Below are 19,130 nucleotides of genomic sequence, written 5' to 3'. Positions count from 1 at the left end.
TGTCCGCGGGCCCTCGGCGGGCGGCGTCCGGACGCGCGGCGAGGGGTGTCAGAGGAACCAGATACTCTGGACGTTATGCCCGAACGCCGTACCGTCGCCCTTGTCACTCTTGGCTGCGCCCGTAACGAGGTGGACTCGGAGGAGCTCGCAGGCCGCTTGGAGGCGGATGGCTGGGAGCTCGTCGAGGACGCCTCGGACGCCGACGTCGCCGTCGTCAACACCTGCGGATTCGTCGATGCCGCCAAGAAGGACTCCGTCGACGCCCTCCTCGAGGCCAACGACCTCAAGGACCATGGCCGGACCCAGGCCGTCGTCGCGGTCGGCTGCATGGCCGAGCGGTACGGCAAGGAGCTCGCCGAGGCACTGCCCGAGGCCGACGGTGTGCTCGGCTTCGACGACTACACCGACATCTCCAGCCGCCTGAACACCATCCTCAGCGGCGGCAATGTCGAGGCACACGCCCCGCGCGACCGCCGCAAGCTGCTGCCGATCACGCCCGCCGAGCGCCAGGCCGCCGCCGCGGGCACCGCGCTGCCCGGGCACGCACAGGCACCCGAGGACCTCCCGGAGGGCCTCGCCCCCGAGTCCGGTCCGCGCGCGCCCCTGCGCCGCCGCATGGGCACCGCGCCCGTCGCCTCCGTGAAGCTGGCCTCCGGCTGCGACCGCCGCTGCTCGTTCTGCGCGATCCCGTCGTTCCGCGGCTCCTTCATCTCGCGCCGCCCGAGCGATGTCCTCGGCGAGACCCGCTGGCTGGCCGAGCAGGGCGTCAAGGAGATCATGCTGGTCTCCGAGAACAACACCTCGTACGGCAAGGACCTCGGCGACATCCGGCTCCTGGAGACGCTGCTGCCCGAGCTCGCGGCCGTCGACGGCATCGAGCGGGTGCGCGTCAGCTACCTGCAGCCCGCCGAGATGCGTCCCGGCCTCATCGACGTCCTCACCTCCACCGAGAAGGTCGCCCCGTATTTCGACCTCTCGTTCCAGCACTCCGCGCCGAACGTGCTGCGCGCGATGCGCCGCTTCGGCGACACCGACCGGTTCCTGGAGCTGCTCGACCAGATCCGCGCCAAGGCGCCCTCCGCGGGCGTCCGGTCCAACTTCATCGTGGGCTTCCCCGGTGAGACCGAGGCCGACGTGGACGAGCTGGAGCGCTTCCTCACGGGTGCCCGCCTCGACGCCATCGGTGTCTTCGGGTACTCCGACGAGGACGGCACCGAGGCCGCCACGTACGAGAACAAGCTGGACGAGGACGTCGTCGCCCAGCGTCTCGCGCGGATCTCGCAGCTCGCCGAGGAGCTGACCTCCCAGCGGGCCGACGAGCGCATGGGCGAGACCCTGCAGGTGCTCGTCGAGTCCGTCGACGGCGAGGACGGCGCGACCGGCCGCGGTGCCCACCAGGCACCGGAGACCGACGGACAGGTGGTGTTCACGTCGCGTCAAGGCTTGACTGTCGGTCGTATGGTCGAGGCAAAGGTCGTCGGAACCGAGGGCGTCGACCTGGTGGTCGAGTGTCTTGAGGAGGCAGGCAGATGACGGGAGTCCCGGCATCCGCGGCGGGCGGGGCCGGCGGTAAGCCGGTGCCCGGCGGCAAACTGGGTGCTGCGGCCGTCAATCAGGCCAGTCTCTGGAACATCGCCAACATCCTCACCATGATCCGGCTCCTCCTGGTGCCGGGCTTCGTGCTGCTGCTGCTCGGCAACGGGGGATACGACCCCGCCTGGCGCTCCTTCGCCTGGGCGGCCTTCGCCATCGCGATGATCACCGACCTCTTCGACGGTCATCTGGCGCGGACGTACAACCTCGTCACCGACTTCGGGAAGATCGCCGACCCGATCGCCGACAAGGCGATCATGGGCGCCGCGCTGATCTGCCTCTCCTACCTCGGTGATCTGCCGTGGTGGGTGACCGGAGTGATCCTCGGCCGGGAACTCGGCATCACGCTGCTTCGTTTCATCGTCATCCGGTACGGCGTCATCCCCGCCAGCCGCGGCGGCAAGATGAAGACCCTCGCGCAGGGCACCGCGGTCGGGATGTACGTGCTCGCGCTCACCGGCCCGCTGGCCACGCTGCGGTTCTGGGTGATGGCCATAGCGGTGGTGCTCACCGTCGTCACCGGCCTGGACTATGTGCGCCAGGCCGTCGTGCTGCGTCGGCAGGGAATCGCGAAGGAGCGGGCACAGGCCCTGGAGCGGGCCGAGGCACAGGAGCGGGCCGAATCGTGACGGTCGGGGCGGAAGCGGGCGCTGGGGCGGCCGAGGCTGCCCTGATCCCCGAGGCTGCCCTGATCCCTGAGGCTCTCCTGGTACAGAAGCTTCTGGTCGAACGCGGTCAGACGCTCGCCGTCGCCGAGTCGCTGACCGGCGGCATGGTCGCGGCGGAGATCACCGCCGTGCCGGGCGCCTCGAAGGTCCTGCGCGGCTCCGTCACCGCGTACGCCACCGAGATCAAGCACCAGGTGCTCGGTGTGGACGATGCTCTGCTGGCCGCTCGCGGCGCGGTCGATCCCGACGTCGCGCGGCAGATGGCCCTCGGGGTGCGCCGGCTGCTCGGCGCCGACTGGGGAATCGCCACCACGGGCGTGGCCGGTCCCGATCCGCAGGACGGCCAGGAGGTCGGCACCGTATTCGTGGCCGTCGCCGGACCGGGCGACACGACCTTCGCCGGACCGGGCGAAGAGGTCACGGAAGCGGACGAACCCATCGGGCGTGCGCGTCCGGAACATGGGAAAGTCGCTGCTCTGAGGTTGAACGGCGACCGTACGGAAATTCGTAGGGAGAGTGTACGCAGCGTGCTCGGACTGCTCGTGAGCGAACTGACCGGGAACGCGCGGGCACAGGATACGGAACAGAACGGGGGGAATTGATGTTTGCAGCCCTGAGTGAACACGACATCGCTCCCCGCACGGCCGCCCCGCGAGGCGGTACGGTGGGGCGTGAAGGATGCGGCTACGCGGTCCGAGGAGGGAGCCACCGATGATTCTGCTCCGTCGCCTGCTGGGTGACGTGCTGCGTCGGCAGCGCCAGCGCCAGGGCCGTACTCTGCGCGAAGTCTCCTCGTCCGCCCGAGTCTCGCTCGGCTATCTCTCCGAGGTGGAGCGGGGGCAGAAGGAGGCTTCCTCCGAGCTGCTGTCCGCGATCTGCGACGCGCTGGACGTACGGATGTCCGAGCTCATGCGGGAGGTCAGCGATGAGCTGTCCCTCGCCGAGCTGGCCGAATCGGCCGCCGCGGGCGAGACCGCCGCGCGCGAGCCGGTGCCTGCGGGCGTTCCTGCCGGAGTGCGTCCCATGCTCAATTCCGTCTCCGTGGCCGGTGTGCCTCCGGAGCGGGTCACCATCAAGGCGCCCGCCGAAGCGGTGGACGTCGTCGCCGCCTGAGCGATCTTCGGGACAGCCCCGGCCGGGATTCCGGCCGGGGCTTTCTCATGCCCGGGGTTCTCCTGAGCCCTGGATGTCCGCTTTAGGTCGACTATGCGAAGGTGGGGTGCGTCAGGGGGTCGTCTCTACGGGAGAAACGTATGTACGTCGTGAAGAGCCCGCTGTCCGACACCGACCTGAAGACCGTCTCCGAGGCGCTGCAGGGCGCGCTCGTCGATCTGGTCGATCTCTCGCTGGTGGCCAAGCAGGTCCACTGGAACGTCGTCGGGCCCCGCTTCCGCTCCGTCCATCTGCAGCTCGACGAGGTCGTGGACACCGCGCGGCTGCACTCCGACACGGTGGCCGAGCGCGCCTCGACCCTGGGCGTCTCGCCCGACGGGCGGGCCGGGACCGTGGCGGGGACCAGCGGTATCGGTACGGTGCCCGCGGGCTGGGTGAAGGACGTCGATGCCGTACGGACCCTCGTGGACGCGCTCGGCGCGGTGATCACACGGATGCGCGAGCGGGTCGGTGCGACCGGGGACGCGGATCCGGTGAGCCAGGACATCTTCATCGGGATCACGGCGGATCTGGAGAAGCATCACTGGATGTTCCAGGCCGAGAACGGCTGAGGGCGGCCGTCCTTCCGGCCGGGGGGCAGGCCCCGGCCGGAACGGCCCGTCGTCAGGCGTTGCCGAACTTCTGGCGGTCCGGGGCGGCCTTGGCCAGCCAGTCCGCCGCCTCCTGCGGGGCGAGGACCCGCTCCAGGGCCAGGTTGCCGTACATCCCGGGGAAGAAGCGGCCTGCCGCCCAGCCGCGCTCGTACGGCGGCGGGTCCAGGACGATCAGACGGGCGCCGTCGACCGTGGGGATGTCGTCCGGGCAGCCCTCGTTCCAGATCCACTGGCCGGCCGCGTCGACCAGGTTGAAGGACCCCGTCGTCTGGACCTGGCCCGGGGCGTCGCGGCAGACCGCGATCTCCTCGGCGGACGGGGCCCTGCCGGGCAGGTGACCGCCGGCGATGAGCGCGCCGGCGAGCAGCGTGTGGAGCTGGAAATTGTCGCCGATCCCGCTGATCCGCAGCGCGAAACCGGCGCCTGTGGCGCGGTGCAGCACGATGACGGGCTCGTCGTCGAGGGCGCGCAGGGCGTAGGTGAGGCACTTGAAGTCATGGCCGGAGCGCTCGGTCACCCGCTCGGCGGCGGCAAGCAGCTCCGGCTTGCCGGGCGCGCTCTTACGGACGGCCTGGGAATTGAGCATGGCGACGCTCGCCATCTCCCACTGCGGGAGCGTGCACCAGCCGATCGCGGTGTCGAGGCCGGTGCGCTCGATGATCTCATCGTTCAGGCCTTCCTCCGGGTCCGGCAGATCGTCCGGTGTGCCGCCCGTCGCCGACCAGCGGGTGCAGAACTCCGCGGCGGCATCGAAGGCCTCGCGGGCCCCGGCGAAGATGTGCGGTGCGCAGGCCGCCGCGTCCGCGCCGTGCTCGACGCAGGCCCCGGTGAGGACGGCGAGATGGCTGCGCGGGCCCGGCGGTATGCCGGGAAGCAGGGCCGCGAGGCGGGGTGCCGCCTCGCGGTACTCCGACTCGTCGGCCCCTCCGTAGTGGCGGGCGAGCTCGTTGAAGGCCTGTTCGGCGGCTTCGGAGTCCTGCTGTCGTACGGCCTGCTCGAAGGTGGTGACGGCGCTGAGGAATGTCTTGTCTCCGGATATCACCCGCACATCCTGCACGGCTCCCGGCCTGCGCACAGCCCTCGTACGGGAGTTGGGGGCGCGGGAGCCGGGCCGCGGTGGCATGGTCGGGGTATGACGTCCGGACTCTCGGCGCGGTTGGCCGCGGTGGTGGAGGCGCTGCCCCTCGTGCCCGGCATGAAGGTGTTGGAGATCGGCTGCGGGCCGGGGGCCGCGGCGCGTGCGGTGGTCGCGCGGATCGGGGACGGGAGCGTGCTCGCGATCGACCGGTCCGCCACAGCGGTGGCACAGGCCGAGGCGGCCTGTGCGGCGGAGATCGCCGCGGGGCGGCTCCGGGTCCGGCAGGCCGCCGTGGAGGACTTCGTGGCCCAGGACGGTGAGGGCCCGTTCGATCTCGTCTACGCGGTACGGGTCGGGGCGCTCGACGGGCGCCATCCCGAGGCAGGGCGGCGGGCCCTGGAACGGATCGCCGTGGTGCTGGCGCCCGGCGGGCGGGTCTTCGTGGACGGCGGGGATCCGTTGCGGGAGGTGTCGGTGGGGGAGTGAGGCGTTGCGTTCCTGGATGCGGTGCGGGCGTGAGGTGTCCCGTTCCTGGATGCGGTGCGGGAGCGGGCGTCGGAGACTGGGGCCAAGGCGGCGCTGGGTGCCCGGGCTGGGAGGTGGTGGCCGTGGCCGGTGGGATCGTGGCGAAGGTTCCGCGCCCCGCGCTGGCCGTGCTGGCGCTGGCCGCGGGTGCCGTGTGGTGGTGGGCGATGGGGCGGCTTGTGTTCGCGACCGGTGACGCCGGAGCCGTCGAGGCGTCCATAGTCGCCGGCGGGTGGGGGCTGAGCCTGCTGCCCGTGCACACCGTGCCGTGGGCGCGGGCCGTCGGACCGCGGCGCGTACGGGCCGCCTACCGGGCCAAGGCGCGACGGCAGACGCAGTGGCGGCGGGGTGTGCGGGCGGTGCGGGGGCGATGGGGCGGAACACAGGCGCGGGCGCGGCTCACCAAGGCATCGCGACGCCGCCGTTCGGGCGGAGGATCTGGCCCGTCGTGAACGAGGCCGCGTCCGAGGCCAGGTGCAGCACCGCGTGCGCGATCTCCTCGGGGAGACCGACCCGGCCCAGCGGGGACATCCTCGACATCAGGGCCTCGGTGTGGTCCTGGACCTCGCTGTTGTTGTGGCGCAGGGTCATCGGGGTGCGGATCCAGCCGGGGGCGACCGCGTTGACGCGGATGCCGTGGCGGCCGATCTCGGTGGCGAGCGTCTTGGTCAGCTGGACGACCGCGGCCTTCGCGGCGCCGTAGCAGAGAAGTCCGGGGCCGCCGGTGTCGACCGCGCCGGAGGCCATCGTGATGATGCTGCCCCGCGTGCCGTTCGCGATCATCACGCGGGCGGCTTCCTGGCAGGCGTAGAGGATGCCCTTGAAGTTGATCGCGAGGACACGGTCGAGGTCCTCGTCGGAGGTCTCCAGGACCGGGCTGCTGTGCATGACCCCGGCGACCGCGGCGAGGATGTCGGGCTGCGCCTCGACGATCGCCGCCTTGACCTGGGCCCGGTCCGTGACGTCGAGGACGTGCAGCTGCGCCGTACCGCCTTCGGCCTTGACCGCCGTGACGGTGGCGTGCAGGCCGTCCGCGTCGCGGTCGGCGCAGTGCACGACGGCGCCCGCGCGGGCGAGGAGGAGCGCGCTCTCGCGCCCGATGCCGCTGGCGGCTCCCGTGACGAACGCGGTGCGGCCGGTGAGGTCGTACGCCTGGAGGACGGGCATGGGAGGACGGTACGGAGGTTTCTGACGGGTCGTCAAGACCGGGGCGTCGGGCCCGATTGGCAGCGTGGGCACCAGTACGTGGGACGGTCGCGGCTGCCGTCGCCCTGCTGGGCCGTGCGGATGGGGGTGCCGCAGCGCAGGCACGGGCGCGCGGCGCGGCCGTAGACGTAGAGGCGCTGGTCGCGGCGGTTCGTGGTGGTGCGGAGCGGGTGGTCGCGGTTGGCTTCGAGGACGCGGTGGGCGGCGGCGACCAGACGCGGGGTGAGGCTGTCGGGGAGGTCGCCGACCGGGGTCCACGGGGTGACCGAGGCCATGAAGCAGAGCTCGCTCTTGTAGATGTTGCCGATGCCGGCGAGGTTGCGCTGGTCGAGGAGGGCCTCGCCGAGTTCGCGGGCGGGGTCCGCGAGGAGGTTGGCGAGGGCCTGGTCCGGGTCCCAGTCCGGGCCGAGGAGGTCGGGGCCGAGATGGCCGACCGCCTTGAACTCGTCCGTGGTGCGCAGGAGTTCGAGGACGGGGAGGCGGTAGCCGACCGCTGTATTGTCCTCGTTGCCGAGGATCGCGCGGATCTGGTGGGCGGCTCCGCCTGTCCAGCGTTCGGTGGTGGTGAACACCTTCCACGCGCCGTCCATGCGCAGGTGCGAGTGGAGGGTGAGGCCGCCCTCGATCCGGGTCAGCAGGTGCTTTCCGCGGGGGGTGACGTCCAGGACCGTACGGCCCGTGAGGTCGGTGGTGGCGTACTTCGGAACGCGCAGATCGCTGCGGGTCAGCCGCCGGCCGGCCAGGGCGGTGTGGAGGCGGGTGGCGGTCTGGTGGACGGTGTCGCCTTCGGGCATGGGGCAATTGTGCGGGCGGGAGGGCGAAGTGTCGCTTTCTCGCTCGCGGTCGGTGGGTGGTGCGGGCGAGGGCTGGGCCCCGTGGGTGCGGGCTCAGCCCTCGCCGTTGGCGCGGACGCCGTGGTGCTTCTTCAGGGCCCCGTCTCGCATGGGCTCGGCCTTCACAGGCTCCGTGCGGTGATGTTGCCGTACGACGTGGTGGCCTTGATCTCCAGCGTCGGGGTGGCCGCGGCGTTCTTGAGCGCGTTGGTGATGCGGCCGTAGCCCGTGCCCGCGTCGAGGGTGGCGGAGGCGTCCTGGGCGGCGGTGAGGGTGATGTCGCCGTGCTCGGTGCGGAGTTCGAAGCTTCCGCTCACTGCCTCGGCGATCTCGATCGTGCCCTTCTGGGTGGTGATCTGCGCCGGACCGCCGAGGCGGCCGACCGTGACATCGCCGGCCATGAGCGTGAGCTTGGCGCCCGCGGTCTCGTCGAGCTTCACGGTGCCGTGCGCGCCGTCGAAGGTGACCGCGCCGAGGCGGCCCACGCCGCGGAGCTCCGAGCTGGCGGCCTTGGCGTCGACCTGCGAACCGGCCGGGAGCTGGACGGTCACCTCGACGGAACCCGGGTGGCCGAGCGCCTTGTGCTGCGCCGGGTCGGACGTGATGCGCAGGACGCCGTCCTCGAAGGCGACGGTGACCTGCTCGGCGGCCTTGGCGTCGCGGTCCGAGGCGGTCGCGGGGAGGACCTCGACCGTGGTGTCGGCGCGGTCGGCGGCTATGAAGCGGAGGTTGCCGGCGGCGATGTCGATCACGGCGGAGATCGGGGCGGGGGTGGCGAAGGTCTGCATCGTTCTCTCCTCTTGAGTTCCGCGTGAGTGCGGTGTGGGCGCTGCTGTTTCTGACATGTGAAACGCTACGTTGCGTTCGCGGGGGTGGCAACGTGCTTGCTGGGCTCAACTTGCGTTATTGCAGGTGGGAGTTGGGAAATCATTGCAATGGAGTTGAATCGAACGCAACGTGCGAACTGGGTTCGCATTGCAATGAGTTCGGAGTGAACGCTATGTTGAGCCGCGGTGGAGGCGGGCGGGTGTGAAGGAGGGGCCGCGATGCCGGGAGGCAGGCTCACACAGCAGGAACGGCAGCAGATCGCGGGGGGCTTGGCCGACGGTCTCGCGTACGCGGAGATCGCCCGGCGCCTCGACCGGCCCACTTCGACGGTGACACGTGAGGTGCTGCGCAACGGCGGGCCCGCCGCCTACCGCGCCGATCTCGCGCATCGCGCCACCGAACGCCGCGCGCGCCGGAGCCGGCAGCACGTGCCGCGTCGCGTTCCGGCGCCCGCGCGCGTGACGGACCACGTGGCCGGACGGGACGGTGCGGCCGTGCACGCGTACGAGGAGAGCTTCGCGGAGCTGCTGACGCAGCAGGGGCTGCCCCGGATGATGGCCCGCGTCCTCACGTGCCTGTACATGGCCGACGAAGGCAGCCTCACCGCGGCCGAGTTGGTGCGGCGGCTCCAGGTCAGTCCGGCGTCCGTGTCCAAGGCCGTCGCGTTCCTCGAAGGGCAGGGCCTGGTCCGGCGCGAGCGGGAGGAAGGGCGCCGTGAGCGCTACAGCGCGGATGACGACGTCTGGTACCAGTCGACGGTCGCCAGCGCGCGGGCCAGCCTTCGGCTCGCGGAGACCGCGCGGCAGGGCGTGCAGGTGCTCGGGCCGGGGACCCCGGCCGCGGTGCGGCTCGAGAACATCGCGCGGTTCGTCGACTTCATCGGCGAGAGCATCAACCGGGCCGCGGAGCAGGCGCGGGAAGTGCTGCACATCAAGGGGGAGGGGCCGGGCGGGAGTTAGGGCGCACCACGGCCGGTACGAGCGAGGCCCGGCGGGCAGGCCCTCTTGTCTCCGTCCACCGCCCCCGCGGCCCTCACGCCCTCAGCCGCAACCCCCGAGGTGTCGCCAGGAAGCCCGCTTCCTCCAGGAGGCGGCCCAGGGGTGACGTCAGGGACGCCACGCCGTTGATGCGTTCCACCGTGACCGTGCCCAGGGTGCCTGCGCGGGCCGCGTCCGCCAGGGCGGCGGCAGCCGTTTGCAGCCGGGGGTCGTCCGGGCCCGGAGGTTCCTCCGGGGTGGTGGGCCAGGCCAGCAGGGTCTTGCCGCCGCGCTCCATGTAGAGCGTCAGCTCGCCGTCGACCAGGACGACCAGGGAGCCCGCCTTGCGGCCGGGCTTGTGGCCCGCGCCCGTCGGAGGCTCGGGCCAGCTCAGGGCCGCGCCATAGGCGTTCGCGGGGTCGGCGGCCGCGAGGACGACCGCCTGGCCGCTCTCGGCGTCGAGGCCGCGCTCATGTGCCGTGGCGGCCGCGCGCAGCCGGTCCACCGCGCCGTCCATGGCGAACTGGGCCGCTCCCAGCCCCTCCACCACGTACCCCCTGCGTGCCTGGCCGCTGTCCTCGAAGGCGGACAGGATGCGGTAGACCGCGGAGAATCCGCCCTCGACGCCCTCGGCGGCGACCGCTCCGCGCGTGACGACGCCATGGCGGTCGAGGAGGGTGCGGGCCAGCGCGTGGGCACGGACCGTCGGGTCGCTCTCGCGGGCCGGGATCAAGGACCAGCGGCCCGCGACGGTCGGCGGCCCCGTACGGGAGGCGGGCCGGGCGGTTCCGGCCAGTGCTCCGTAACGGCCGCGCGGGACCTGGCGCTTGGCGCGGTGGGCGGTGGATCCGGCGGTGCGGCCCGAGCCGAGGAGTGCGCGCAGCGGGGCGAGGGTGTCGTTGGTGAGGCGGCCGGACCAGGCCAGTTCCCAGAGGGCGTCGGCCAGTTGGGGGTCCGTCGCGTCGGGGTGGGTGGTGGCGCGGACCTGGTCGGCGATCTGCCGGAAGAACAGCCCGTAGCCGCCGGAGAGCGCCGTCATGACCGATTCCTGGAGGGCGGTCGGTTCCATGGGGTGCGGGTCGGGGAGCAGGAGCGGGGCCGCGTCGGCGAGGTACAGGGAGATCCAGCCGTCCTTGCCGGGGAGCGCGCCCGCGCCCGCCCAGATCACCTCGCCGGTGGTGGTGAGCTCGTCGAGGAGCGCCGGGTGGTAGCCCTGGACGCGGGACGGCAGGACGAGCTTCTCCAGCGCCGAGGCCGGGACCGAGGCGCCCTGGAGCTGCTCGATGGCGCGCACCAGGCCGTCGGTGCCGCGCAGTCCGTGGCTGCCGAGGTGCTGCCACTGCGGCAGGAATCCCGCGAGGGCCGCGGGCGGTACGGGTTCGAGCTCCTGGCGGAGTGCGGCCAGGGAGCGGCGGCGCAGTCGGCGCAGGACGGTGGCGTCGCACCACTCCTGGCCGATGCCCGCGGGGTGGAACTCCCCTTGGACGACCCGGCCGTTCGCCGCGAGGCGCTGCAGCGCCCCCTCCGTGACGGCGATGCCCAGGCCGAAGCGGGCGGCCGCCGTCGCCGAGGTGAACGGGCCGTGGGTGCGGGCGTGGCGGGCGAGGAGGTCGCCGAGCGGGTCCTTGACCGGTTCGGTGAACGCCTCGGGGACGCCGACGGGGAGCGCGGTGCCCAGCGCGTCCCGCAGCCGGCCCGCATCCTCGACGGCCGCCCAGTGGTCGGCTCCGGCGATACGGACCCGGATGGCGCGGCGGGCGCCGGCGAGCTCCTCGGGCCAGGTCGGGTCGGCGCCGCGCTCGGTCAGCTCCTCGGTGGTCAGCGGTCCGAGGAGGCGCAGCAGGTCGGCCACGCCTTCGGCGTCCTTGACCCGCCGGTCCTCGGTCCGCCACTGCAGCTCCTGCTCCAGCTCGGCGAGCACCTCGGCGTCGAGCAGCTCGCGCAGCTCCGCCTGGCCGAGCAGTTCGGCGAGGAGCCGGGAGTCCAGGGAGAGGGCGGCGGCGCGCCGTTCGGCCAAGGGTGAGTCGCCCTCGTACAGGAACTGCGCCACGTATCCGAAGAGCAGCGAACGGGCGAACGGGGAGGGCTCGGGGGTGGTGACCTCGACCAGGCGGACGCGGCGGGACTCGATGTCGCCCATCAGCTCGGTGAGGCCCGGCACGTCGAAGACGTCCTGCAGGCACTCGCGTACCGCTTCGAGGACGATCGGGAACGAACCGAACTCGCTCGCCACTTCGAGCAGTTGGGCGGCGCGCTGGCGCTGCTGCCACAGCGGGGTGCGGCGGCCGGGGTTGCGGCGGGGGAGCAGCAGGGCGCGGGCGGCGCACTCGCGGAAGCGGGAGGCGAACAGGGCCGAGCCGCCCACCTGGTCCGTCACCAGCTGGTTGACCTCGCCCTTGTCGAAGGCGACATCGGCGGCGCCCACCGGGGCCTGCTCGCTGTCGAACTCGGTGCCGAGCTTGGCGGGCTCCTGGTCGAGCAGGTCCATGCCCATCAGGTCGGCGTCGGGCAGGCGCAGGACGATGCCGTCGTCGGCGTGCATGACCTGGGCGTCCATGCCGTACTTCTCGGTGAGCTTCGCGCCGAGCGCGAGGGCCCACGGGGCGTGCACCTGTGCGCCGAACGGGGAGTGGACCACCACGCGCCAGTCGCCCAGCTCGTCGCGGAAGCGCTCGACCACGATGGTGCGGTCGTCGGGCACATGGCCGCAGGCCTTGCGCTGCTCATCGAGGTATGCGAGCACATTGCCCGCCGCCCACTGGTCGAGGCCCGCGGCGGCGAGCCGCGCCCGGGCGTCGTCCGCGCCCAGGCCGCCGATCTCGCGCAGGAACGCGCCCACCGCGCGGCCGAGTTCGAGCGGGCGGCCCAGCTGGTCGCCCTTCCAGAACGGGAGACGGCCGGGCACTCCGGGGGCGGGGGAGACGAGCACGCGGTCGCGGGTGATGTCCTCGATGCGCCACGAGCTGGTGCCGAGGGTGAACACATCGCCGACCCGCGACTCGTACACCATCTCCTCGTCGAGCTCGCCGACCCGTCCGCCGCCCTTCTTCGGATCGGAGCCGGCGAGGAAGACGCCGAAGAGACCGCGGTCGGGGATCGTGCCGCCGGAGGTGACGGCCAGGCGCTGGGCACCCGGGCGTCCGGTGATCGTGCCCGCCACGCGGTCCCACACCACCCGCGGGCGCAGCTCGGCGAACGCGTCCGAGGGATAGCGGCCCGCGAGCATGTCGAGGACCGCGGTGAAGGCGGACTCGGGGAGCGAGGCGAAGGGGGCGGCCCGGCGCACGAGGGCGAGCAGGTCGTCCACCTGCCAGCTGTCCAACGCGACCATCGCGACGAGCTGTTGGGCCAGCACGTCCAAGGGGTTGGCGGGGATGCGCAGCGACTCGATGCCGCCCGTACGCATCCGCTCGGTGACCACGGCGGCCTGCACGAGGTCGCCGCGGTACTTCGGGAAGACCACGCCGGTGGACACCGCGCCCACCTGGTGGCCCGCGCGGCCCACGCGCTGCAGGCCGGAGGCGACGGACGGCGGGGACTCGACCTGGACCACCAGATCCACCGCGCCCATGTCGATGCCGAGCTCCAGGGAGGACGTGGCGACGACAGCGGGCAGCCGCCCTGCCTTCAAGTCCTCCTCCACCAACGCCCGTTGCTCCTTCGACACCGAGCCGTGGTGGGCGCGGGCCAGCACCGGAGGGGCGCCTTTAGCCGCGCCCGAGCCGCCCATCAGCTCCGCCGGGGAGTGGTCCTCGGGCAGGGTCGTGCCGGAGGCGCGCGAATCGAGTACAGCGCCGGTGGCCCGCTCGTACGCGATCTCATTGAGCCGGTTGCACAGGCGCTCGGCGAGACGGCGGGAGTTGGCGAAGACGATCGTGGAGCGGTGCGCCTGGACCAGGTCGGCGATCTTCTCCTCGACATGCGGCCAGATCGAGGGGCGCTCGGCCTGCCCGCCGTCGTCGGTGACCGGGGACCCGGCCAGCTCCCCCATGTCCTCGACCGGGACGACGACGCTCAGGTCGAACTCCTTGCCGGAGGGCGGCTGCACGATCTCCACGCGCCGCTGCGGCGAGAGATAGCGGGCCACCTCGTCGACCGGCCGGACGGTCGCGGACAGGCCGATGCGGCGTGCCGGGCGCGGCAGCAGCTCGTCCAACCGCTCGAGGGACAGGGCGAGATGGGCGCCGCGCTTGGTGCCGGCCACCGCGTGCACCTCGTCGAGGATCACCGTCTCGATGCCGGTCAGGGCCTCGCGGGTGGCCGAGGTCAGCATCAGGAACAGGGACTCGGGGGTGGTGATCAGGATGTCCGGCGGACGCGTGGTGAGCGCGCGGCGCTCGGCGGCCGGGGTGTCGCCGGAGCGGATGCCGACCTTGATCTCCGGCTCGGGCAGCCCCAGCCGGACGGATTCCTGGCGGATTCCGGTCAGCGGGCTGCGCAGATTGCGCTCGACATCGACCGCGAGGGCCTTCAGCGGCGATACGTACAGCACCCGGCAGCGCTTCTTCGTGTCCGCGGGCGGTGGTGTGCTCGCCAGGGAGTCCAGCGCCGAGAGGAACGCGGCGAGGGTCTTGCCGGAACCGGTCGGGGCGACCACGAGCACGTCCGACCCCTCCGCGATGGCCCCCCACGCGCCCTCCTGGGCGGCGGTGGGCGCGGAGAAGGCTCCCGTGAACCAGCTGCGGGTCGCGGGGGAGAACGTGTCGAGCGCTGTCCCGGTCATGCAGTCCATCGTGCACGGCGGGACTGACAATCGGGGCCGGGCGCGGAACCGGACCCGGCCGGAGGCCGCCGCGTCATGCACCGGAAGGCAGCCACGCCACGGACCGGAGGGCCGCCGAGCCAAGGAGCGGCGGCCATCCGCCCGCCCCTCACTTCGGTGTGTTCAGGAACCAGCGGTGACCGAACGGATCATGGAAGACGGCCACGCGCCCCGCGTACTCGTCGTCCTCCGGCTCCCGGTCGAGGGCGACGCCCGCCGCGGTGACCTCGGCGCAGACAGCGTCGACGTCGGCGACCGTCAGGTGCAGCGAGACCGCCGCACCCCGGCCGGCGGGCGGCGGGGCGACCCCGGCCTCCGGGAACTCCTCGGCCATCATCCAGCCGGCCCCGTCGATGCTCAGCTCCACATGTCCGATCCGGCCGTCCGGCATCTCGATCGGCGCGTAGGTCACCTCGGCGCCGAGCACCTCGGTGTACCAGGCGATCGCGGCCCGTGCGTCGGCCACGCACAGGTGCGGTGTCAGCTCGCTCATCGTTCCTCCTCGGTGTGCAGGGGCTGCATGAACGACCACAGCCCGCCTTCGGTGTCGCGTGCGCCGTACTCGCGCACGCCGTACGGCATGTCCGTCGGCTCGTAGACGATCCGGCCCCCGGCCTCGCGTACCCGGGTGCAGTGCGCCTCGACGTCGTCGACGTGCACCGCCATGCAGTGGCTCGCGCCGCCGAGCGTGGCGGGCGAGGCCAAGCCGTGCCCGGCCGACTCGCGGTGCATCCAGATCAGCCCGTCGCCCGCGTACACCTCGCCGTGCACCACGGCTCCGGCGTCGTCCCGCGTGAGCTCGCCCGGGGCGAACCCGAAGACGTCCACGAGGTGGCGCTGGGCCGCCTCGATGTCCCGGTAGACGAGCAGGGTCAGGCGCCGCGTCACCGCCGCGTCCGGGTCGGCCAGGGCCGTCAGTACGCCGAGCAGCTCCTCGTCGGCCGGTGCCTGCCCGCCCATCAGGCGCTCCTCCACCGTGCGCACCCGCTCCCGCTGGCGCGCCAGGCCGGCGATGCGGTGGTCGAGGTCGGCCAGGTGACGGCTGGTGAGTGTCAGGAGATCCGTGCCGTCCGGGTCGATCTCGGCGACCGGCGTGCCGAGGGCGCGCAGCAGACGGATCCGGTAGAGCCGGTCGATCTGTTCGGCGCCGTACAGGCGGCGGCCGGCGCCGTCGCGCGCGGGCGCGAGGAGGCCGAGCTCCTCGTAGTAGCGCAAGGTGCGTTCCGTGACCCCAGTGCGGTGGGCCACCTCACCGATCGTGACGTCCATGACCGCACGCTAGGACTTTCCGTTACGTCAGGTGCAAGTCTTCCCGGCGGGCGTGGCGGGCGTGGCGGGCGTGGCGGGCGCGGGCCGTGCGCCTGGGGTCCGGGGCCTGAGCCTGAGGCCTGGGACGGGAGGCGGGAGGCGCCCGCCTGAGAGAATGGGCGCATGGCCGAAGGGGAGTGGGCGAGGTACTGGCAGCACGAGCATCTGCCGGGCATCGACCTGCTCAAGGCGCACTATGTGCGGCACACCTTCACCCGGCACAGCCATGAGGGCTATGTGTTCGGGGCGGTCAGCGGCGGCGTCGAGGATGTGTTCCTGCCCGAGGGGACCGTGCACGCGGGGCCCGGGTCCGTGATCCTGATCAACCCCGAGGTGCCGCACTCCGCGCGCGCCGGGGTGCCCGAAGGCTGGATCTACTCGACGCTCTACCCCTCCACCGACGTGGTCGCGCGGATCGCCGAGGAGACCACGAACCTGCGCGGCACCCCCGGCTTCGCCGAGGTGGACGTACCGGATCCGGAAGGCGCGCACCTCATACGGGAGGTGCACCGGGCCGCCGAGGAGGGCAACGCCCTCGCCGCCGACACCGTCCTCAAAGTCCTGGTCGCCCGGCTCCTGCAACGGCACGGCAGCGCCCTGCCCGCCCGCGCCCAGCGCTCGGCCGGGGCGCGCAACGCGCAGCGGGCGCGGGCCGTGCTCGAGGAGTGCATGGCGCAGCCGCCCACGCTCGAAGCGCTCGCCGCCGAGCTCGGGACCAGCCCTTTCGCGCTGCTGCGCGCCTTCAAGCAGCAGTACGGGATGCCTCCGCACGGCTGGCTCACCAACGCACGCGTACGCCGGGCGCGCGAGCTGCTCGACGCGGGGACGGCGCCCGCGGAGGCCGCCGCGGCCGTCGGCTTCACGGACCAGCCGCACCTCAACCGGCACTTCAGCCGGATTGTCGGGGTGCCGCCGGGCGCGTACCAGAAGGGGCGGGGGAGTCCGTACGAGATCGGGCGTCCGGTGACACGGGCGGTGGGCCGTGAGGGCGCGACCAGGGCGGTCCGGGAGCGCGCGAACGGTGCCCGCAAGAACGTACAAGACCGGACCGAACCCCTCCGCGTACCGTCGAACGTGTGGCAGAACAGCAGACACCCGCACCTATACGTGCCCAAGGACGAACCCCGGACCCCGCCGGGGCAGCAGCCCCCGACCCCTTGACTGCGGACGGCGGCAAGCCCGACTCCGCCGTCGTACGCGATGCGCTCGGCGTCGGCGTGGCCGTCGGACTCTCCGGCTTCGCCTTCGGCGTCACCTCCGCGAGCAATGGCCTCAGCCTGCTGCAGACGTGCGCGCTCAGCCTGCTCGTGTTCACGGGTGCCTCGCAGTTCGCGCTCGTCGGGGCGCTCGCGGGCGGCGGCAACCCGGTGACGGCCGCGGCGGGTGCCTTCTTCCTCGGCGTACGCAACGCGTTCTACGGGCTCCGGCTCTCGCAGCTGCTGCAACTGCCGCGCTGGGTGCGCCCGTTCGCGGCGCAGTGGGTGATCGACGAGACGACCGCGGTGACGCTGGCGCAGCCGACGCGGCGCGCGCGGCGGCTGGGCTTCGTGGTCACCGGACTCACGCTGTACGTGCTGTGGAACCTCACCACCCTGCTCGGCGCGGTGGGCGCCGAGGCCATCGGGGACACGCAGGCATGGGGGCTCGACGCGGCCGGGCCCGCCACCTTCCTCGCGCTGCTCGCACCCATGCTGCGCACGGCGACGGAGCGCGCTGTCGCCGCGCTGGCCGTCCTGCTCGGGCTCGGGCTGCTGCCCGTGCTGCCGAACGGTGTGCCCGTTCTCGTGGCAGCGCTCGCGGCGCCGCTCGTGCTGTTCGCGCAGGGGCGGCGCAAGGGGGATGTCCCGGCGACCGCGGCCGGGGCGGAGACGGCGCCGCCGTCCGGCACCTCCACGACCTCGGAGCCCAGCCCCTCCGAACCCGGAAACTCCCAGGAAGGAACCGACCGTTGAACGTCTGGATCGCGATTTTGGTGACCGCGGTCGGCTGCTACGCCGTCAAGCTGGCCGGACTGCTCGTCCCCGCGGGCGTACTCGAGAAGCCGCTGGTCCGGCGCATGGCAGCCCTCCTGCCGGTGGCGCTGCTCGCGGCCCTCACGGCGCAGCAGACCTTCGCCGAGGGTCAGGAGCTGATCCTCGACGCGAAGGCGGCCGGGCTGCTCGCGGCGGCGGTGGCGTTCGTGCTGCGCGCGCCGTTCCTGCTGATCATCGGGGCTGCCGTGGTGGTCACGGCGGGGGTGCGGGCGATCGGGGGCTGAGCGCGGCCGCCGCCCACGGAAGGCTCACCCCAGCTCCCGCCCGTGCGCCCGCAGCGTCCGCAGCGCCTCGATCGTCACGATCGGGCGCCACTCCAGGGCGGTGCCCGGTGCCCACTGGCGCCACGGGACCGGCCAGCCGCCGTCCGGTTTCTGTTCGGCGGCGAGGTGGTCCAGGGAGCGCTCCATCTCCTCGTCGGTGAACCAGGCGCGCGCCAGCGAGTCCGGTACCCGCGCGTAGTCGTGCGGGAAGTGGTGCTCGCCCGGCGCGTAACCGGCAGCCACCGGGTAGTCGTCGCGGCGGCGCGGATCGAGCACCGCGAGGCGCTGGGCGCGCACGAGCCGGCCCAGACGGTCCGCGGCGGCCTGGGCGCGGGAACGGTCGGGGGCACCGTCCAGGAACGCGACGGCCGCGTGGATCTCGTACGGATGCGACTTGTCCAGCGCCTCGACCGCCGCCCAGCAGTAGTCGGTCGCGCGGAACAGCCAGGCGTGCCAGACCTGGTTGCGGTGGAGCAGACCGACCACGGGACCGGTGGCGAGCAGATCGCTCGGCGGGTTGTCGACGACCGGCACGAACGGGGCGTACGGATAGCCACGCTGGCTCGGGTGGATCGCGGGGAGGGCGCCGTCCGGGGTCGAGACCTCGGAGAGGTAGCGGCAGACGCGCTCCACGCGCTGTCCGCCGCAGCGGCCGATCGCGTCGAGGACGCGCAGCGCGTGCGCGGTGTGCAGCGGCTGGCTCACGGGGCCGCGCAGATCGGGTTCGAGCGCGTGGCCGTAGCCGTCGTCGTCGGTACGGAAGGCGGCGAGGGCGGTCTCGACCGGCTCGGCGGCGGCGCCGAGGAAGTGGTACGCGAAGCGGCGCTGCTCCAGGACCCGTGCCGTGAGCCAGACGAACTCCTCGGCGCGGGCGAGTACGGACCGGTGCGGTGACGGTTCTGCACCGGCGCGGTCCGCGGGTGGTGTGGTGGGGGACTGCCCCCGGGCTACGGATTCAGCCATGCACGGCACCGTAGGCCGCAAAGCACTCCGGGCAAGGACTTCGGGGCAAGGCCCACCCGCACGGGCTGGATACTGGAGTCATGCGGTTGACGGTCTTCTGGCAGCGGATGGCGGAGCACTTCGGTGCGGGGTACGCCGACACCTTCGCGCGCGATCATGTGATGTCCGAGCTCGGCGGGCGGACGGTGCACCAGGCGCTGGACGCGGGCTGGGAGGCGAAGGACGTGTGGCGGGCCGTGTGCTCGGCGATGGGGGTGCCGGCGGAGTCGCGGTGACGGTTGTCCCGAATGTGACGCGGGCGTCACCCGGCCACCTGCCCGAACCCCG

Annotated in this window: 20 protein-coding genes; 12 read left to right on the top strand and 8 right to left on the bottom strand. The window is 72.7% G+C overall.

The features are described 5' to 3' along the window. Positions 1-75 precede the first annotated feature (75 nt). The 5 genes from rimO (at position 76) to ACIBI4_RS25585 (ending at position 3,985) form a co-directional block, all read left to right on the top strand. Positions 76-1,533, top strand: a complete 1,458-nt coding sequence (rimO, locus tag ACIBI4_RS25605; RefSeq protein WP_399206369.1) for a 30S ribosomal protein S12 methylthiotransferase RimO — start codon at positions 76-78, stop codon at positions 1,531-1,533. Next, positions 1,530-2,222 (top strand): CDP-diacylglycerol--glycerol-3-phosphate 3-phosphatidyltransferase, encoded by a 693-nt coding sequence (gene pgsA, locus ACIBI4_RS25600; RefSeq protein ID WP_399206368.1) that lies wholly within the window; start codon positions 1,530-1,532, stop codon positions 2,220-2,222. The genes rimO and pgsA overlap by 4 nt, the downstream gene beginning before the upstream one ends. Before the next feature lie 62 nt (positions 2,223-2,284). After that, positions 2,285-2,863 (top strand): CinA family protein, encoded by a 579-nt coding sequence (locus ACIBI4_RS25595; RefSeq protein WP_399206393.1) that lies wholly within the window; start codon positions 2,285-2,287, stop codon positions 2,861-2,863. Positions 2,864-2,972: 109 nt separating this feature from the next. Next, on the top strand, positions 2,973-3,374 hold the full coding sequence (locus tag ACIBI4_RS25590; protein ID WP_399206367.1) for a helix-turn-helix domain-containing protein: 402 nt from the start codon (positions 2,973-2,975) through the stop codon (positions 3,372-3,374). Positions 3,375-3,514: 140 nt separating this feature from the next. Then, positions 3,515-3,985 carry a Dps family protein gene (locus tag ACIBI4_RS25585; RefSeq protein WP_399206366.1) on the top strand — a complete coding sequence of 157 codons (471 nt, stop codon included), beginning with the start codon at positions 3,515-3,517 and terminating at the stop codon, positions 3,983-3,985. 52 nt (positions 3,986-4,037) lie between these two features. Here ACIBI4_RS25585 and ACIBI4_RS25580 read toward each other — a convergent pair whose 3' ends face one another. Further along, a complete protein-coding gene (locus ACIBI4_RS25580; RefSeq protein WP_399206365.1) occupies positions 4,038-5,069 on the bottom strand; it encodes a hypothetical protein in 1,032 nt (343 codons plus the stop codon). 90 nt (positions 5,070-5,159) lie between these two features. On the opposite strand from ACIBI4_RS25580, the gene ACIBI4_RS25575 reads away from it, so the two are divergent. Both ACIBI4_RS25575 and ACIBI4_RS25570 read left to right on the top strand, forming a co-directional pair. Continuing rightward, positions 5,160-5,591, top strand: a complete 432-nt coding sequence (locus ACIBI4_RS25575; protein WP_399206364.1) for an SAM-dependent methyltransferase — start codon at positions 5,160-5,162, stop codon at positions 5,589-5,591. 122 nt (positions 5,592-5,713) lie between these two features. Further along, on the top strand, positions 5,714-6,082 hold the full coding sequence (locus ACIBI4_RS25570; protein ID WP_399206363.1) for a hypothetical protein: 369 nt from the start codon (positions 5,714-5,716) through the stop codon (positions 6,080-6,082). Here the strand turns inward: ACIBI4_RS25570 and ACIBI4_RS25565 are convergent. The 3 genes from ACIBI4_RS25565 to ACIBI4_RS25555 all read right to left on the bottom strand — a co-directional run bounded on the left by ACIBI4_RS25565 (position 6,030) and on the right by ACIBI4_RS25555 (position 8,457). Then, the gene (locus tag ACIBI4_RS25565; RefSeq protein ID WP_399206362.1) at positions 6,030-6,797 is read right to left on the bottom strand and encodes an SDR family NAD(P)-dependent oxidoreductase; all 768 of its coding nucleotides are present in this window, start codon (positions 6,795-6,797) and stop codon (positions 6,030-6,032) included. The genes ACIBI4_RS25570 and ACIBI4_RS25565 overlap by 53 nt on opposite strands. A gap of 32 nt (positions 6,798-6,829) precedes the next feature. Continuing rightward, positions 6,830-7,630, bottom strand: a complete 801-nt coding sequence (locus ACIBI4_RS25560; RefSeq protein WP_399206361.1) for an Fpg/Nei family DNA glycosylase — start codon at positions 7,628-7,630, stop codon at positions 6,830-6,832. A 161-nt stretch (positions 7,631-7,791) separates the two neighbouring features. After that, positions 7,792-8,457 (bottom strand): DUF4097 family beta strand repeat-containing protein, encoded by a 666-nt coding sequence (locus tag ACIBI4_RS25555; RefSeq protein WP_399206360.1) that lies wholly within the window; start codon positions 8,455-8,457, stop codon positions 7,792-7,794. 258 nt (positions 8,458-8,715) lie between these two features. Here ACIBI4_RS25555 and ACIBI4_RS25550 point away from each other — a divergent pair, with 258 nt between their 5' ends. Beyond that, positions 8,716-9,456, top strand: a complete 741-nt coding sequence (locus ACIBI4_RS25550) for a MarR family transcriptional regulator (RefSeq protein WP_399206359.1) — start codon at positions 8,716-8,718, stop codon at positions 9,454-9,456. 73 nt (positions 9,457-9,529) lie between these two features. On the opposite strand, the gene ACIBI4_RS25545 is transcribed toward ACIBI4_RS25550, so the two are convergent. The 3 genes from ACIBI4_RS25545 to ACIBI4_RS25535 form a co-directional block, all read right to left on the bottom strand. Then, positions 9,530-14,197 (bottom strand): ATP-dependent helicase, encoded by a 4,668-nt coding sequence (locus ACIBI4_RS25545; RefSeq protein WP_399206358.1) that lies wholly within the window; start codon positions 14,195-14,197, stop codon positions 9,530-9,532. A gap of 148 nt (positions 14,198-14,345) precedes the next feature. Continuing rightward, the gene (locus ACIBI4_RS25540) at positions 14,346-14,729 is read right to left on the bottom strand and encodes a VOC family protein (protein ID WP_399206357.1); all 384 of its coding nucleotides are present in this window, start codon (positions 14,727-14,729) and stop codon (positions 14,346-14,348) included. After that, positions 14,726-15,505: a MerR family transcriptional regulator gene (locus tag ACIBI4_RS25535; protein ID WP_399206356.1), complete on the bottom strand. Its 780-nt coding sequence runs from the start codon at positions 15,503-15,505 to the stop codon at positions 14,726-14,728. The genes ACIBI4_RS25540 and ACIBI4_RS25535 overlap by 4 nt, the downstream gene beginning before the upstream one ends. Positions 15,506-15,667: 162 nt before the next feature. Between ACIBI4_RS25535 and ACIBI4_RS25530 the strand changes: the two genes are divergently transcribed. From ACIBI4_RS25530 to ACIBI4_RS25520, 3 genes are read left to right on the top strand one after another with little or no spacing between them, the layout of a single operon-like run. Further along, entirely contained in the window at positions 15,668-16,705 is a 1,038-nt protein-coding gene (locus ACIBI4_RS25530) for an AraC family ligand binding domain-containing protein (protein ID WP_399206355.1), read from the top strand. Beyond that, positions 16,621-17,496, top strand: coding sequence for an AzlC family ABC transporter permease (locus ACIBI4_RS25525; RefSeq protein WP_399206354.1), 876 nt, complete (start codon positions 16,621-16,623; stop codon positions 17,494-17,496). Before ACIBI4_RS25530 ends, ACIBI4_RS25525 begins: the two co-directional genes overlap by 85 nt. Further along, positions 17,493-17,801, top strand: a complete 309-nt coding sequence (locus tag ACIBI4_RS25520) for an AzlD domain-containing protein (RefSeq protein WP_399206353.1) — start codon at positions 17,493-17,495, stop codon at positions 17,799-17,801. The genes ACIBI4_RS25525 and ACIBI4_RS25520 overlap by 4 nt, the downstream gene beginning before the upstream one ends. 24 nt (positions 17,802-17,825) lie before the next feature. Here the strand turns inward: ACIBI4_RS25520 and ACIBI4_RS25515 are convergent, their stop codons facing one another. Continuing rightward, on the bottom strand, positions 17,826-18,803 hold the full coding sequence (locus ACIBI4_RS25515) for a hypothetical protein (protein WP_399206352.1): 978 nt from the start codon (positions 18,801-18,803) through the stop codon (positions 17,826-17,828). Between the two features lie 80 nt (positions 18,804-18,883). On the opposite strand from ACIBI4_RS25515, the gene ACIBI4_RS25510 reads away from it, so the two are divergent. Continuing rightward, positions 18,884-19,078 (top strand): DUF3046 domain-containing protein, encoded by a 195-nt coding sequence (locus tag ACIBI4_RS25510; RefSeq protein ID WP_399206351.1) that lies wholly within the window; start codon positions 18,884-18,886, stop codon positions 19,076-19,078. The last annotated feature ends 52 nt before the right edge of the window (positions 19,079-19,130 follow it).

It is taken from the genome of Streptomyces sp. NPDC050418 (genome assembly GCF_044458745.1).
GTDB lineage: Bacteria > Actinomycetota > Actinomycetes > Streptomycetales > Streptomycetaceae > Streptomyces.
Note: the sequence above shows the minus strand (reverse complement) of the source record. Positions and strands in the feature narration are given on the sequence as shown.

Bases quoted from the DNA above. Each gene is read 5' to 3' on its own strand.
- ACIBI4_RS25540 (WP_399206357.1), bottom strand. From the start codon at position 14,729: ATGAGCGAGCTGACACCGCACCTGTGCGTGGCCGACGCACGGGCCGCG.
- rimO (WP_399206369.1), top strand. From the start codon at position 76: ATGCCCGAACGCCGTACCGTCGCCCTTGTCACTCTTGGCTGCGCCCGT.
- ACIBI4_RS25510 (WP_399206351.1), top strand. From the start codon at position 18,884: ATGCGGTTGACGGTCTTCTGGCAGCGGATGGCGGAGCACTTCGGTGCG.
- ACIBI4_RS25515 (WP_399206352.1), bottom strand. From the start codon at position 18,803: ATGGCTGAATCCGTAGCCCGGGGGCAGTCCCCCACCACACCACCCGCG.
- ACIBI4_RS25575 (WP_399206364.1), top strand. From the start codon at position 5,160: ATGACGTCCGGACTCTCGGCGCGGTTGGCCGCGGTGGTGGAGGCGCTG.
- ACIBI4_RS25545 (WP_399206358.1), bottom strand. From the start codon at position 14,197: ATGACCGGGACAGCGCTCGACACGTTCTCCCCCGCGACCCGCAGCTGG.
- ACIBI4_RS25585 (WP_399206366.1), top strand. From the start codon at position 3,515: ATGTACGTCGTGAAGAGCCCGCTGTCCGACACCGACCTGAAGACCGTC.
- pgsA (WP_399206368.1), top strand. From the start codon at position 1,530: ATGACGGGAGTCCCGGCATCCGCGGCGGGCGGGGCCGGCGGTAAGCCG.
- ACIBI4_RS25560 (WP_399206361.1), bottom strand. From the start codon at position 7,630: ATGCCCGAAGGCGACACCGTCCACCAGACCGCCACCCGCCTCCACACC.
- ACIBI4_RS25535 (WP_399206356.1), bottom strand. From the start codon at position 15,505: ATGGACGTCACGATCGGTGAGGTGGCCCACCGCACTGGGGTCACGGAA.
- ACIBI4_RS25530 (WP_399206355.1), top strand. From the start codon at position 15,668: ATGGCCGAAGGGGAGTGGGCGAGGTACTGGCAGCACGAGCATCTGCCG.
- ACIBI4_RS25590 (WP_399206367.1), top strand. From the start codon at position 2,973: ATGATTCTGCTCCGTCGCCTGCTGGGTGACGTGCTGCGTCGGCAGCGC.
- ACIBI4_RS25550 (WP_399206359.1), top strand. From the start codon at position 8,716: ATGCCGGGAGGCAGGCTCACACAGCAGGAACGGCAGCAGATCGCGGGG.
- ACIBI4_RS25555 (WP_399206360.1), bottom strand. From the start codon at position 8,457: ATGCAGACCTTCGCCACCCCCGCCCCGATCTCCGCCGTGATCGACATC.
- ACIBI4_RS25565 (WP_399206362.1), bottom strand. From the start codon at position 6,797: ATGCCCGTCCTCCAGGCGTACGACCTCACCGGCCGCACCGCGTTCGTC.